The sequence below is a fragment of the Burkholderia sp. JP2-270 genome (assembly GCF_003233675.1).
GTDB lineage: Bacteria > Pseudomonadota > Gammaproteobacteria > Burkholderiales > Burkholderiaceae > Burkholderia > Burkholderia pyrrocinia_C.
On sequence record NZ_CP029824.1, the window covers coordinates 145,432 to 159,929 of the forward strand.

Genomic DNA, 14,498 nt, shown 5'->3' on the forward strand with positions numbered 1-14,498 from the left:
CAAAAAAAGAGAGAGGGGCTTGTCGTGAATCACTCATTTCGATCGATATGGAGCGAAACCGCCGGCTGCTGGGTCGCGGTTGCGGAAACGGCACGGGCGCGCGGCAAGCGTTCGGGCGGCGAATCCGGTGCAAGCCGCGGCGCTGCACCCACGGCAACACGCCGGTCGCCGCTTCGCGTCGCCGCGCTCGGCGCCGCGCTGGCCGCGCTGTCGGCCGGCTCCGCGTACGCATCGACCTGCGGCAGCGGCACGGCCGTCGCGAGCGGCGGCACCTGCGCGCTCGGCAGTTTCAGCCCGACCGTCAACGACAACCTGGCCGGCGCAACCACCGTGTCGGGCGGCGACACGGTCGGCGTGACGGGTGCATGGACCAGCGTCGGCGGCGACCCCGGCTACACCCTCACGCCGATCGGCAACGCGACCCTCGTCTCGGGCAACCCGAACCAGCCGCTGCTGTCGCTCGGCGGCAAGACGCAGAGCATCAGCACGCCCGATTTGATCACGGACACCCGGACGTCGGTCGCCACCTACGACTCGTCCGCGTTTTCCGCGTCGACGGCCGGCTCGACCAACGTGCCCGTCTACCATGACGTGAACGGCAACCAGTACGTCAACACGCGGATCGGCACCGTCGACACCTCCGGCGGCACGCTGAACGTGTCGATCGGCAATCCGGCGAACGCACCCGACGCGGCCGGCAACGCGATCTCGATCGCGCCGAAGCAGACCGACCTGACGTTCGCGGACGGCACGGGCTCGGCGAAAAGCGTCGTCAACTGGAATTCGCGCAACCAGATCTGGCTCGGCACCGGCGACTATCTCGCGAGCGGCGGCCCGGTCGGCAGCATCCAGCTCGACGTGCCGGCCTACGCGGGCAAGTTCACCGCGTTCGACGGCAGCGCCTGGAGCGTCACTGATGCCGCTTCGCTTGCCGCCTACAACAACTTTCTCGTGCGCTCGGTGCAAAGCGGCGCGCTCGGCTCGCAAGCGGCCTACGACAGCGCGTTCGGCCAGGCCGTCACGTTCTCGCAGCAGACCTTCCAGTACGCGAACAACGTATCCGCGGGCGACAAGAACACGCTGCCGATCGATCACCTGTCGGTGATGCACGGCACCGGCGCGAATGCGACGCTGCACATCGGCAAGGACGGCCAGATCGACTTCCGCGGCACCGATACGATCGACTCCAGCTCGGCGGTCCTCGCTGAAAACGGTGCGCACTTCGTCAACGACGGCCGCCTGTCGGGCGACTTCACGCTCGTGCGCCTGCTGACCGGCGCGAGCGGCGTCAACAACGGCGCGATCTCGTCCGGGTACGCGTCCGGCGACAACTTCGGCACGGGCGGCAGCACGCAGCCGGGTAATTTCGGCTTCAACGCGTACACGGAAGGAAACGGCGTATACGCGAATGGCGCGGGCACGACGTTCGTCAACAACGGCGTGATGAACGTCGGCGCGTGGAACCTCGTCGGCAACCGCCCCGACCTGCAGAACTACGCGGTGGCCGCGACGGACGGCGCGAGCGGGTCGAACGCCGGTACGATCAACGTCGGCGTGAACGCGACGACGCTCGACAGCCAGGTGATCGGCGGCCTCGTCGCCGGCGGCAGCTTCACGAACGAAGCCGGCGGCACGATCTACCTCGGCCGCGCGGCCAAGTACGACGCCGCGTCGCCGGAGGCCGCGAACGACGTCGCGCTGTCCGCGCACGCGTACGGCATCCTGCTCGGCGCATCGGGCACCGCGAGCAACCTCGGCACGATCGTGATCGGCTCGCAGACGCAGAACGGCGCCGCGCTGGCGAGCGTCGGCTCGTCGTCCGGCACGCTGACCAACTCGGGCTCGATCGTCGTCAACGGCGCGGCGCCCGGCACGCCGCTCGCGAACGTCGGCATGCTTGCGGCCGATAGCGCCGCGACCGTGACCAACACGGGCACGATCACGCTGAACGGCGTGAACGGCATCGGCATCATGGTCGTCGGGACCGGCACGAAAGCGACGGTCGTGACGTCGACCGGCACGATCAACGTGGCCGGCGGCCTCGATCAGGCATCGGGTGCGCGCAACTACGGCGTCTGGGCCGAGGGGCCGCTCGCGAAGGCCACGCTCGACGGCGCGCTCAACCTGACGGGCACCGGCGCGATCGGCGTGCATGCGCGCTCGGGCGCGACGATCGACGTCGGCGCCAACGCGGTGCCGGCCTTCATGTCGGGCACGAACCAGATCGGCTTCTACGCGTATGGCGCGGGCTCGAAGATCAACGTCGCCGCGCGGCACCTCAGCGTCGACACCGACGACTCGACGCTGTTCCGCGTCGCGGGCGGCGCGGCCTACACGGGCACGTCGGCGGCCGGCACCGTCACGACCGACGTCAACGGCCAGCGTGCGCACGGCGTGCTCGCGACCGACGCCGGCACCACGCTGTCGACGGGCAACGCGATCTACAACGTCAACGGCGCGAACGGCATCGCGATCACGGTCGAAGGCGGCGCGCAAGGCACGATCGATGCGGGCGCGACGCTCAACCTGAACGCGACCGGTGCGATCGCGGGCGTCGTCGACGGCCAGGCGCACGACCTCGCCGGCGCGAATGCCGGCGCGCCGGTCGCGACGACGCTGATCAACGATGCCGCCGTCGCGTCGTCGACCGCCGGCGTGACGGGCTTCGTCGCGCAAAACCTCGGCACGCTCGAGAACCGCGACACGGTGCTGCTGACGGGCGCCGGTTCGACGGGCGTCGTGGCCGGCACGCTCGGCACGGTGCACAACGCGTCGACGATCCGCGTCGCCGACGGCACCGGCGCGCTCGTGAAGGGTGCGTCGGCAACGCTCGCCAATACGGGTTCGATCGAAGCCGACGACGGCATTGCAGGCGTGCGCCTGACGGGTGCCGGCGCATCGGTCGCGCTGTCGGGCGCGGGCACCGTCGTCGCGTACGGCAGCGCCGACGGCGTGCTGATCGACTCGACCGTATCGAGCGGCGGACTCGCGGCCGGTGCGACGTCGATCGCGGCCGGCGGCTCGGGAAGCGGGATCCACAACCTCGGCACGAACACGGCGATCGCGTTGTCCGGTACGCAGGTCGCGACTACCGGCAACGGCGCCGACGGCGTCGCATCGACGGGCGCGGGTGCGCGCATCGCGACCGATGCGGCAACGGTCGTCCGCACCGCCGGCACCCACGCGCGCGGCCTGTTCGTATCGGGCGCGGATTCGACGCTCGCGGTCAACGGCACGACCGTTGCGACGACGGGCGCCGGCGCGCATGCGATCGTCATGGACGGCGGTGCGACGGCGCTGTTGTCGGGCGCGAAAATCACCGCATCGGGTGTCGCGGCCGACGGCGTCGTCGCGCGCATCGGCGGCCGCATCGGCGATACGGGTTCGGCGATCGCCAGCGCGGCCGGCAACGGCGCGACCGCGGACAGCGGCGGCATGCTCGCGTTGACCGGCACGACGCTCAAGGGCGCGACGGCCGGCGTGCTGACATCCGACACGCTCGCGAACGGCTCGACGAGCTCGGTGCTCGTCGACGGCGGCAGCGTGACGTCCGCCGCCGGGCCGGCATTCGCCGCGCGCGGCGGCACGGCCGACATCGCAGTGCGCAACGGCACGGTCGTGACGGCCGGCAACGGCACGCTGCTGAACCTCACGAACGGCAGCAACGTGACGTTCAACGCATCGGCGGTGAACCTCGCCGGCGACATCGTCTCCGACGCGTCGAGCACCGGCAACGTGTTCCTCGCGAACGGCACGACGCTAAGCGGCATGATCGACCCGGTCGCGCTGACGATCGACGGCACGAGCACGTGGCGCATGACGGGCAGCTCGGTGCTGAGCAGCCTGAACAACGCGGGCCTCGTCGCGTTCGCCGCGCCGGCCGGCTCGCCGACGCTCACGGGCAGCTACAAGACGCTGACGACCGGCAGCTACGTCGGCAACGGCGGCACGATCGCGCTCAACACGTATCTCGGCGCCGATGCATCGCCGACCGACCGGCTGATCGTGAACGGCGGCACCGCGAGCGGCACGACCGGCCTGAAGATCGCCAACACGGCCGGCACCGGCGCGCAGACGACCGGCGACGGGATCCCCGTGGTCGTCACGGCCAACGGCGGCACGACCACCGCGTCGGCGTTCCATCTCGCGGGCCCGGTACAGGCCGGCGCATACGAATACAGGCTCTATCGCAGCGGCCAGGGCGACGCGAACGGCTGGTACCTGCGCTCGCAGCTCGATCCGACGGACCCCGGCGACCCGACGATCCACCCGTCCGGCGGCGGCAACGGAAATGGCAGCGGCGGCACGCTCGCGTATCGTCCGGGCGTCGCCGGCTACGCGCTGACGCCGCTGCTGAACGCCGACTACGGCTTCTCGACGCTCGGCAAGCTGCACGAGCGCGTCGGCGACATCTACAACCTCGGCAAGCAGCAGCCCGGCAACCGCGATGGCGTGTGGGGGCGCATCGGCGGCCAGAGCCTCGATGCGGACGCGGGCCGCTTCACGGCGGACGAGCGCACGTTCTTCGCGCAGTTCGGCAAGGACTGGACGCTCAACGAGGCGCCCGGCGGCAGCAGCACGCATGCGGGCGTGACGGCCGGCATCGGCGTGTCGAACGCGGGCTTCAGCGACATGGCGCGCGCCGACTCGCCGAACCTGTCGACGTCGACGGGCTCGGTCGAGATGCATGCGCAGAGCGTCGGCGGCTACTGGACGCGCTACCTGTCCGACGGCACGTACTTCGACAGCGTCGGGCAGGTCACGCACTACGGCAACCGCTATCGCGACAGCTACGGCAACGAGGCGTCGCAGAACGGCTTCGGCATCGCGCTGTCGCAGGAGGTCGGCAAGCCGTTCGGCATCGGCGGCACGCCGGTCGCGATCGAGCCGCAGGCGCAACTGATGTACCAGTACCTGAAGCTCAACGGGTTCAACGACAACGTGTCGGCCGTGTCGGGCACGACGACGCATGCGCTGCGCGGCCGCGTCGGCGTGCGCATCTTCCGGCCGAACCTCGAGGCGGGCTCGGGCGGCGGCGCCGCGACGCCGTACTTCACGGCCGACGTGCTGCACGACTTCCTGTCGCCGGGCCAGACCGTCGTCGGCGGCACGCCGTTCGCGACGCATCTCGGCCGCACGTGGTACGAGCTCGGCGTCGGCGTGACCGCAGGCTTCGGCAAGTCGGGCGAGCTGTACGCGAACGCGAAGATCGCGCGCAACATCGGCGGCGCGTACCGGCGCGGGATCGTCGGGCAGGTCGGCTACCGGTATAGCTGGTAGCGGCGGACGAAAAAAAACGCCCGGCGCTCGGCCGGGCGGTTTCGCATTGGCGCGCACGAAGCGCACGCAGTGCGCGAGCGCTCAGTGCAGGATTTTCGCGAGGAAGTCCTTCGCGCGTTCCGATTTCGGATTCGAGAAGAAATCGTCCTTGCGGTCGTCCTCGACGATCGCGCCCTTGTCCATGAAGATCACGCGATGCGCGACCTTCTTCGCGAAGCCCATCTCGTGCGTGACGACCATCATCGTCATCCCTTCCTGCGCGAGTTCGACCATCACGTCGAGCACTTCGTTGATCATCTCGGGATCGAGCGCGGACGTCGGTTCGTCGAACAGCATCGCGATCGGGTCCATCGACAGCGCGCGCGCGATCGCGACACGCTGCTGCTGGCCGCCCGACAGCTGGCCCGGATACTTGTGCGCGTGCGCCTTCAGGCCGACGCGATCGAGCAGCTTCATGCCCTTGTCAGTCGCTTCGTCCTTGCCGCGGCCGAGCACCTTGATCTGCGCGAGCGTCAGGTTCTCGGTGATCGACAGGTGCGGGAACAGCTCGAAATGCTGGAACACCATCCCGACCTTCGAGCGCAGCTTCGACAGGTTCGTCTTCTTGTCGCCGACCGACTGGCCGTTCACGAGGATCTCGCCCTGCTGGAACGGCTCGAGGCCGTTGACGGTCTTGATCAGCGTCGACTTGCCGGAACCCGACGGGCCGCACACGACGACCACTTCGCCTTTCTTGACCTCGGTCGTGCAGTCGGTGAGAACCTGAAACTGGCCGTACCACTTGGAAACGTTCTTGATGGAAATCATCGTGTGACCTTTTTCTGGAGACTCTTGACGAGAACAGACGCCAACGAGCAAATCACGAAATAGCATGCGCCGGCGAACAGGACCATCTCGACGGTCGTGCCGTCGCGATCGCCGACGTTGGCGGCCGTGCGGAAGAAGTCCGCGAGACTGATCACGTATACGAGCGACGTATCCTGGAACAGGACGATCGCCTGCGTGAGCAGCAGCGGCACCATCGCGCGGAACGCCTGCGGCAGGATCACGAGGCGCATTGCGTGCGAGTAGTTCATGCCGAGCGCGAACGCGGCGTTCACCTGCCCGCGCGGCACCGACTGGATGCCGGCGCGGATGATCTCGGAATAATACGCGGCTTCGAACAGCGAGAACGCGACCATCGCCGACGCGAGGCGGATGTCGATCGTCGGCGACAACCCGAGCACGCCCTGCAGCAGCTGCGGCACGATCAGGAAGAACCACAGCAGCACCATCACGAGCGGGATCGAGCGGAACACCGTCACGTAGCCCTGCGCGAACCACGCGAGCGGCTTGACGCCCGACAGCCGCATCAGCGCCAGCAGCGTGCCCCACACGATCCCGATGACGATCGCGATCAGCGTGATCTGCAGCGTGACGATCGCACCCGTCCACAGCGTCGGCAGCGCGCCGGGAATACTACTCCAGTCGAACTGATGCATCACTTGCCTCCGATATAGCCGGGCAGCCGCGTACGGCCTTCGATCCAGCGCATGAGCGCCATCACGACGAGGTTGATCAGCACGTACGCGAGCGTGACCGCGATGAACGACTCATAGGTCTGCGCGGTGTAGTCGACGAGCTGGCGCGCCTGCGCGGACAGGTCGAGCAGGCCGATCGTCGACGCGACGGCGGAGTTCTTGAAGATGTTCAGGAATTCCGACGTGAGCGGCGGCACGATGATCCGGTACGCAACGGGCAGCAGCACGTAGCGATACGTCTGCCATTGCGTGAAGCCCATCGCGAGGCCGGCGGCGCGCTGGCCCTTCGGCAGCGCGTTGATCCCCGAGCGCACCTGTTCGCACACGCGCGCGCCCGTGAACAGGCCGAGACAGACGATCGACGCGGTAAAGAACTGCGTGCCGGGCGGCAACTGCTTGATCCAGGTGCCGATCGATGCGGGCAGCAGTTCCGGTATCACGAGATACCAGACGAAGAACTGCACGATCAGCGGAATGTTCCGGAAGATCGACACGTACGCGGTACCGATCGCGGACAGCCATTTGTTCGGCACCGTGCGCAGCACGCCGAACAGCGAACCGACGATCAGCGCGATGACCCAGGCGGCGAGCGACACTTCGATCGTCACCCGGAAGCCGGACATCAGCCATCCGAAATAAGTCGTCGGCTCGCCGGTCGACACGGGGCTCAGGAAGATGCCCCAGTTCCAGTGGTAAGACATGGGCAAGACTCCAGCAAAAAGAAACGGAAGAAGCGTGGCCTCTTCCGTCTCATTAGCGTCATTTCTGCATCAACGGCCGCGCGGTCAGTCGAGTGCCTTGTCGTTCGGGTTCGCGTACAGCTTCTTCATCGAATCGGACAGCGGGAAGTTCAGGTTCAGCCCCTTCGGCGGGATCGGGTTCTCGAACCACTTCGCGTAGATCTTCGCAGCTTCGCCCGACTTCTCGACTTGCGAGATCGCGTCGTCGACGACCTTCTTGAAGTCCGCGTCGCCCTTGCGCATCATGCAGCCGTACGCTTCTTCCGATTGCGGCGTGCCGACGATCACCCACTCGCCCGGCTGCTTCGCCTTCGCGCGCTCGCCCGCGAGCAATGCGTCATCCATCATGAACGCAACCGCGCGGCCCGATTCCAGCGTGTTGAACGAGTCGCCGTGATCCTTCGCGCTGATGATGTTCATGCCGAGCTGCTTGTCGTTGTTCATCTTGCGCAGCAGGCGCTCCGACGTCGTGCCGGCGGTGGTCACGACCGTCTTGCCCTTCAGGTCCGCGAAATCCTTGACGCCCGAATCCTTCTTCGTCATCAGGCGCGTGCCGATCACGAAGATCGTGTCGGAGAACGCAGCTTGCTGCTGACGCTCGGTATTGTTGGTCGTCGAGCCGCACTCGATGTCGACCGTGCCGTTCTGCACCAGCGGAATGCGGTTCTGCGACGTGACCGGGATGTTCTTCACCTGCAGGTTCGGCAGGTTCAGCTTCTTCTTCACCGCGTCGACCACCTTCAGCTGGAATTCGCGCGAATAGCCGACTACCTGCTGGCTCTGGTCGTAGTAGGAGAAAGGGATCGACGATTCGCGGTGGCCCAGCGCGATCACGCCCGTGTCCTTGATCTTCTTCAGCGTGCCCGTCTCCTGAGCATGCGCGCCGCTTGCGAACGCGCAGAGCGCCGCGACCATCAGGACTGCCTTGTGGTATTTCATTTTGGTCATCTCCTTGGCTAAAACCCGCGCCAGTGTATCAAAGTAATATTTTTGAAAGTACTGGTTGTTTACCGCACTACGAATCGCGCTGTCCGGCGCCTTCCTCCCGGCTCCGGGCCCCCTTTGCGCGCCCCAATGCGCGCGCGGGCGGCACCGGATTCGGCACCGCCCGCGAGGGGTCATGCACGCAACCGGGTGGATTGCGTCATGGCTGGATCATAGTCAATGATCAGGGGTAGAGGCCGCGCATTTCGCGCGCCATCAGGATGCGCGTGCACGCGACGATGAACGCCGCCGTACGCACCGTCACCTTGTGCTCTTCCGCGACCGCCCACACGCCGGCGAACGCTTCGCGCATCACGCGCTCGAGGCGGTGGTTGATCTCGTCTTCCGTCCAGAAGAAGCTCGAGAAATCCTGCACCCACTCGAAGTACGACACGGTCACGCCGCCCGCATTCGCGATCACGTCGGGGATCACGAGCACGCCGTTCGCGCTCAGGATGTCGTCCGCCGCCGTCGTCGTCGGGCCGTTCGCGCCTTCGACGACGATCTTCGTGCGGATCTTCGCTGCGTTCTTCTCGGTGATCTGGTTTTCCAGTGCCGCCGGGATCAGGATGTCGGTTTCGACCGTCCAGAACTCGTCGTTCGGCATCGGCTCCGCGCCTTCGAAGCCCGCGACGCCGCCCGTGCGTGCGACGTGGTCGAGCAGCTTGTTCGAATCGAGGCCGGCCGGCCGGTAGATCGTGCCCGTGTGATCCTGCACCGCGATCACCTTCGCGCCCGCCTCCTGGAACAGCTTCGCCGCGATGCCGCCGACGTTGCCGAAACCCTGCACCGCGATGCGCGCGCCTTCGATCTCGAGGCCCTTCTTCTTCGCCGCTTCGCAGCCGACGACGAACACGCCGCGGCCCGTCGCTTCCTTGCGGCCGAGCGAACCGCCGAGCGCGATCGGCTTGCCGGTCACGACGCCGGTCGACGTCTGGCCCTGGTTCATCGAGAAGGTGTCCATCATCCACGCCATCACCTGTTCGTTGGTGTTGACGTCCGGCGCCGGAATGTCGGTGTTCGGGCCGATGATGATGCCGATTTCGCTGGTGTAGCGGCGCGTTACGCGCTCGAGCTCACCGCGCGACAGCTTGCGCGGGTCGACGCGGATGCCGCCCTTCGCACCGCCGTACGGCACGTTCACGGCTGCGTTCTTCACCGACATCCATGCGGACAGCGCCATCACTTCCGACAGCGTCACGTCCTGGTGGTAGCGCACGCCGCCCTTGCCCGGGCCGCGCGACACGTTGTGCTGCACGCGATAGCCCTCGAAGTGCGCGACGGTACCGTTGTCGAGCTCGATGGGCACATCGACGATCAGGATGCGCTTCGGGCGCTTCAGCGTTTCGAGCCAGCGCGACAGCGAGCCGAGGTACGGCGCGACGCGATCGACTTGCTGAAGATAGTTGCCCCACGGGCCGAGATCGTCGGCGTGCAGGTAGGACGGGATGGACTGCAATTGCGAAGACATGGATGCTCCAACGGTCAACAGGTGCGCACATTGTCGAAAAACCCGTTTTTTTTATCCAATGCCGTTTGCTTATTCGATTATGCGTTTCTTGCATGATCGCGATTTTTCGCAAATCCGCGGTCGATTTGCGCAAGAACGCACGCGATCGGCCGTGCATCGCGTCTGTGAACAATCGCGTTGCCCGTGCGCGGGCCGGCCGCCGGACAGCCGTCCGACAGGCGCGGCAAGCTCGCCGTCAGCCGGTCGCGGTCGATCGTGCGCAATCGCCGATTGCTAGCCAGTTGCTAACCGGCGGTCTCGCGCAGTTCGTCGCGCACGACCTCCCACAGCGCGCGCACGAGCTTCTGCCGCGGATCGTCGCCCTGCAGCGCGAGCTTGTCGCAATACAGCCGGATCTCCATCGTCAGCGTGAACGGATGCGCACCGCCGCGCGCCGCACGGTCGAGCCGGATCAGCCGGCCGCTCGCGACCGCGTCCTCGACCGCGCTGTGCGGCAGGAACGCGACGCCGTGCCCCGCGAGCGCCATCGCCTTCAGCCCTTCGGCCATGTCGGTTTCGTAGACGCGATCGAGGAACAGCCGCGTCGGCGCGTTCGCGACGATGACTTCCGTCATCCGGCCGAGATACGCGTTCGGCGTATACGACAGGTACGGCACGCGCGCGTCGGCCGTGCCGGGCAGCGTATAGCGCGGCCGGCCCGCGCGGCCTGGCGCCGAGAACGGGCTGATCGGCTCGCTGCCGAGGATCAGCATGTCGTAGCGCGCCGGGTCGAGCGCGACCGGATGGCTCGGGTGGTGGTAGCCCATCACGAGATCGCAGCCGCCCTCGACCAGCGACAGCACCGCATCGTGCACGTTCAGCGCGCGCAGCCGCGTGTGGACCTGGCCCATCTTCGCCTCGATCCGCTGCAGCCAGCGCGGGAAATACGTGAGCGACAGCGTGTGCGGCACCGCGAACTCGATCGTCGGCACCGGCGCGCCGACGTGGCCGCGCAACAGCGTCCTCGCCTCGTGCGCCTGCGACAGCATCGTCAGCGCCTGCTCGTAGAAGATCTGCCCGGCCTGCGTGAGCCGCGTCGGATAGACCGAACGGTCGATCAGTTCGGTCGCGAGCCACGCTTCGAGCGCCTGGATGCGCCGCGAAAACGCCGGCTGCGATACGTGCCGCAGTTCGGCGGACCGGCTAAAGCTGCGCGTTTCCGCGAGCGAAACGAAGTCTTCGAGCCATTTCAGTTCCATGCAGGCGGGCGCGGCGGGCGGCGGTCGGGAAGAAGCCTGCATTCTACCGGCGGGCGGGCCCGGCCGGCGGCGGCGCGCGCGGCCCGGCGGCCCGCTGCGCACCCGCTCCGGCACGGCATTGGCACGCGGCAGCGCCTGCCGGCCGCGCGCGACCGGGATCGTCCCGCGCCGATGGTAAAATACCGGATTCTCCCTCCCCTCGCTCGACCCGGCCCCAAGGCCCGCCCGATCATGTCCGACACTCGTCCCGATACGCTTTTCGCCCTCACCGCGCTCTCGCCCATCGACGGCCGCTACGCCAGCAAGACCGAAGCGCTGCGCGACTGGCTCTCCGAAGCCGCCTTCATGCGCCACCGCGTCACCGTCGAGGTGCACTGGCTGATCGCGCTGTCGCGCGCCGGCTTCGCGGAAGTCCCGCGCTTCTCCGACGCATCCGAGCAGTTCCTGCTGCAGCTCGCCGAGCGCTTCACCGCGCACGACGCCGCGCGCATCAAGGAAATCGAGCGCGTGACGAACCACGACGTGAAGGCCGTCGAATACTGGCTGAAGGAATCGGTGAAGGGCCAGGCCGAACTCGAGAAGGCCAGCGAATTCATCCACTTCGCGTGCACGTCCGAGGACATCAACAACACGTCGCACGGGATGATGCTCGCCGGCGCGCGCGAACACGTGATCGTGCCGGCGCTGCGCACGGTCTACCAGCGCCTCGTCGCGCTCGCGCACGCGCATGCCGAACAGCCGATGCTGTCGCGCACGCACGGCCAGCCGGCCAGCCCGACGACGCTCGGCAAGGAACTCGCGAACGTCGCCGCGCGTCTCGCGCGTGCGATCGCACGCATCGAGAAGGTCGAGATCCTCGGCAAGATGAACGGCGCGGTCGGCAACTTCAACGCACACCTGTCCGCGTATCCGGAATTCGACTGGGAAGCGTTCTCGCGCGACGTGATCGAAAACCGCCTGAAGCTCACGTTCAACCCGTACACGATCCAGATCGAGCCGCACGACTACATGGCCGAGCTGTTCGACGCGGTCGCACGTGCGAACACGATCCTGCTCGACCTCGACCGCGACGTGTGGGGCTACATCTCGGTCGGCTACTTCAAGCAGAAGACGAAGGCCGGCGAAATCGGCTCGTCGACGATGCCGCACAAGGTCAACCCGATCGACTTCGAAAACTCGGAAGGCAACCTCGGCCTCGCGAACGCGACGCTGCGCCACCTCGCCGACAAGCTGCCGGTGTCGCGCTGGCAGCGCGACCTGACCGACTCGACGGTGCTGCGCAACATGGGCGTCGCGCTCGGCTACTCGCTGCTCGCGTACGACTCGCTGATCCGCGGCCTCGACAAGCTCGAGGTGAACCCGCAGCGCCTGAACGAAGATCTCGACAACTGCTGGGAAGTGCTCGCCGAGCCGGTGCAGACGGTGATGCGCCGCTACGGCATCGAGAATCCGTACGAGCAGCTGAAGGAACTGACGCGCGGCAAGGGCATCACGCGCGAAGCGCTGCAGCAGTTCGTCGGCACGCTCGCGATCCCGCAGGACGCGAAGGACCGCCTGCTCGCGATGACGCCCGCGTCGTACATCGGCAAGGCCGTCGAACTCGCGAAGCGGATCGCGTAAGCGCCCGCCGTCGCCGGACGAACAAAAGCCCGATGCGAGCAATCGCATCGGGCTTTTTCCTTTCCAGACGCTCAGAACGAAATCATCCGGCCCGGGTTGAGCGCGCTCATCACGCTCATCGCCGCCTTCGCAGCCGGAATCGCGATCGGCGACAACTGCCGGCCGAGCGGAATCTCGCGATGGTCGATGCCGGTCAGCATCGAGAAATCGTCGTTGCGGCCGACGAAATCGTCGCAGATCGCCTTGCCGATCCGCACCGTCTGCGCGACGCCGTGGCCGCTCCAGCCCTGCACCATGTACATCGGCACGCGGCCGTCGGTCTTGCGGCTGTCGGTGGCGCCGTTCAGCGTGAAGTCGCTGACGCCGCTCCAGCAGTAGTCGAGCGCGAAGCTGCCGTCAGCCTGCGGAAACACCGTGTTCAGCCGCGTCAGCAGATACGCGTTGACGTCGGGCTGCGCCCAGCAGCTGCCGGTGCCCTGCCCGCCGAACAGCAGCCGGTTGCCGCGCACCGGCCGGTAGTAGTCGATCTGGAACTGCGTGTCGTACACGGGCATGCCGGCCGGCATCAGCGTCGCGACATCGACGTCGAGCGGCGCCGTCACGCTCACGTACGTGAAGAACGGCACGGTCGTCGCCGCACCGTCGTCGAGCAGCCGGAACGTCGTGTTGTGCAGCGCGAGCACGACGCCGCGGCGCGCGGTGATCGTGCCGCCCGGCGTCGTCGCGACGACGCCCGCAGGCGTCTCGTCGAGCTCGAGCACCTCGGTGCCCTCGAACAACGCACCGCCGTTCAGCCGGAAGCCGTGCACGAGGCCGCGCACGAGCGCGAGCGGATGGATCTGCCCGCCGATCGCGTCGATCGCCGCGCCGTGGTACAGCCCCGAGCGCACGTATTCGTCGTGCAGTTGATGGCGGCCGACGAGCGTCACGCCCGCGTCGCCGAGATGACGGCGCGCATCCGCACCGTCGAGCAGCGCGCTCATGTGGCCGGGGTGGACGGCCGCCGTGACGTGGCCGCGCTTGCGGTCGAGATCGAGCGCGTAACGCGCGCCGATCGCATCGATCAGGTCCATCGATTCGGTCGACGCGAAGCGCCACAGCCGCTTCGCATCGTCGTGCGACAGGTGGTCGATCATGTCGGCCGCTTCCCAGCGCGCGAGGCCGGGCGTCAGCTGCCCGCCATTGCGGCCCGATGCGGCCGAGCCGACGTGATGCTTGTCGACGAGGATCGTGTCGACGCCCGCTTCCGCGAGATGCAGCGCGGCCGACGCGCCGAGCAGGCCCGCACCGATCACGAGCACGTCGCACACGACGTCGTGCGCGAGCGGCGCGCCGTTCGCGTGGCGCGACAGCGACGCCTCGTACCAGTTGGCCGGGCGCTCGCCGGCGTAGCGGGCCGGGTTGCACCAGTTCCAGTTGTCTTTTTCGATGTTCAGTTGCGTTTGCTCGAAACGCGATTCGCCCTGGATCAGGGGTTGGTGATTGGAAGTCATGATTGCACTTGCATGGTCTTGGGCCGCCTGTCGAAGAGCCTTCTGGCTTCGCGGGTGGGGCAGCCGGTTCCACTTGGGTGTCAACGAGATAAAGGGCGCGATGGCCCGTGTTGACGGCGGACACGTTCGTGCCGCCTGGGTCCCGGATCGTG

The 14,498-nt window shown here is 67.3% G+C and carries 9 protein-coding genes; 2 read left to right on the top strand and 7 right to left on the bottom strand.

Going from position 1 to position 14,498, the window contains the following annotated elements; translation table 11 throughout:
* The first annotated feature begins 24 nt into the window (after positions 1 to 24).
* A complete protein-coding gene (locus DM992_RS00640; RefSeq protein WP_111015302.1) occupies positions 25 to 5,280 on the top strand; it encodes an autotransporter outer membrane beta-barrel domain-containing protein in 5,256 nt (1,751 codons plus the stop codon).
* A gap of 81 nt (positions 5,281 to 5,361) precedes the next feature.
* Here DM992_RS00640 and DM992_RS00645 read toward each other — a convergent pair whose 3' ends face one another.
* The 6 genes from DM992_RS00645 to DM992_RS00670 all read right to left on the bottom strand — a co-directional run bounded on the left by DM992_RS00645 (position 5,362) and on the right by DM992_RS00670 (position 11,233).
* Positions 5,362 to 6,087, bottom strand: coding sequence for an amino acid ABC transporter ATP-binding protein (locus DM992_RS00645; RefSeq protein WP_111015303.1), 726 nt, complete (start codon positions 6,085 to 6,087; stop codon positions 5,362 to 5,364).
* Positions 6,084 to 6,761, bottom strand: coding sequence for a glutamate/aspartate ABC transporter permease GltK (gene gltK / locus DM992_RS00650; protein WP_111015304.1), 678 nt, complete (start codon positions 6,759 to 6,761; stop codon positions 6,084 to 6,086). The genes DM992_RS00645 and gltK overlap by 4 nt, the downstream gene beginning before the upstream one ends.
* Positions 6,761 to 7,501: an amino acid ABC transporter permease gene (locus DM992_RS00655; RefSeq protein ID WP_111015305.1), complete on the bottom strand. Its 741-nt coding sequence runs from the start codon at positions 7,499 to 7,501 to the stop codon at positions 6,761 to 6,763. Before DM992_RS00655 ends, gltK begins: the two co-directional genes overlap by 1 nt.
* Before the next feature lie 84 nt (positions 7,502 to 7,585).
* Positions 7,586 to 8,479, bottom strand: coding sequence for a glutamate/aspartate ABC transporter substrate-binding protein (locus DM992_RS00660; protein ID WP_047901132.1), 894 nt, complete (start codon positions 8,477 to 8,479; stop codon positions 7,586 to 7,588).
* A 229-nt stretch (positions 8,480 to 8,708) separates the two neighbouring features.
* Complete coding sequence (locus DM992_RS00665) at positions 8,709 to 9,995, bottom strand: Glu/Leu/Phe/Val dehydrogenase (RefSeq protein ID WP_034182728.1); 1,287 nt, start codon at positions 9,993 to 9,995, stop codon at positions 8,709 to 8,711.
* Between the two features lie 284 nt (positions 9,996 to 10,279).
* Positions 10,280 to 11,233 carry a LysR substrate-binding domain-containing protein gene (locus DM992_RS00670; RefSeq protein WP_111017754.1) on the bottom strand — a complete coding sequence of 318 codons (954 nt, stop codon included), beginning with the start codon at positions 11,231 to 11,233 and terminating at the stop codon, positions 10,280 to 10,282.
* Between the two features lie 231 nt (positions 11,234 to 11,464).
* Between DM992_RS00670 and purB the strand changes: the two genes are divergently transcribed.
* Entirely contained in the window at positions 11,465 to 12,853 is a 1,389-nt protein-coding gene (gene purB, locus DM992_RS00675; protein WP_047899802.1) for an adenylosuccinate lyase, read from the top strand.
* 71 nt (positions 12,854 to 12,924) lie between these two features.
* Here purB and DM992_RS00680 read toward each other — a convergent pair whose 3' ends face one another.
* Positions 12,925 to 14,346, bottom strand: coding sequence for an FAD-dependent oxidoreductase (locus DM992_RS00680; RefSeq protein ID WP_111015307.1), 1,422 nt, complete (start codon positions 14,344 to 14,346; stop codon positions 12,925 to 12,927).
* Between the last annotated feature and the right edge of the window lie 152 nt (positions 14,347 to 14,498).

Excerpts from the sequence above, each read along its gene's own strand:
- DM992_RS00645 (WP_111015303.1), bottom strand. The coding sequence starts at position 6,087 with ATGATTTCCATCAAGAACGTTTCCAAGTGGTACGGCCAGTTTCAGGTT.
- gltK (WP_111015304.1), bottom strand. The coding sequence starts at position 6,761 with ATGCATCAGTTCGACTGGAGTAGTATTCCCGGCGCGCTGCCGACGCTG.
- DM992_RS00655 (WP_111015305.1), bottom strand. The coding sequence starts at position 7,501 with ATGTCTTACCACTGGAACTGGGGCATCTTCCTGAGCCCCGTGTCGACC.
- DM992_RS00660 (WP_047901132.1), bottom strand. The coding sequence starts at position 8,479 with ATGAAATACCACAAGGCAGTCCTGATGGTCGCGGCGCTCTGCGCGTTC.
- DM992_RS00665 (WP_034182728.1), bottom strand. The coding sequence starts at position 9,995 with ATGTCTTCGCAATTGCAGTCCATCCCGTCCTACCTGCACGCCGACGAT.
- DM992_RS00670 (WP_111017754.1), bottom strand. The coding sequence starts at position 11,233 with ATGGAACTGAAATGGCTCGAAGACTTCGTTTCGCTCGCGGAAACGCGC.
- purB (WP_047899802.1), top strand. The coding sequence starts at position 11,465 with ATGTCCGACACTCGTCCCGATACGCTTTTCGCCCTCACCGCGCTCTCG.
- DM992_RS00680 (WP_111015307.1), bottom strand. The coding sequence starts at position 14,346 with ATGACTTCCAATCACCAACCCCTGATCCAGGGCGAATCGCGTTTCGAG.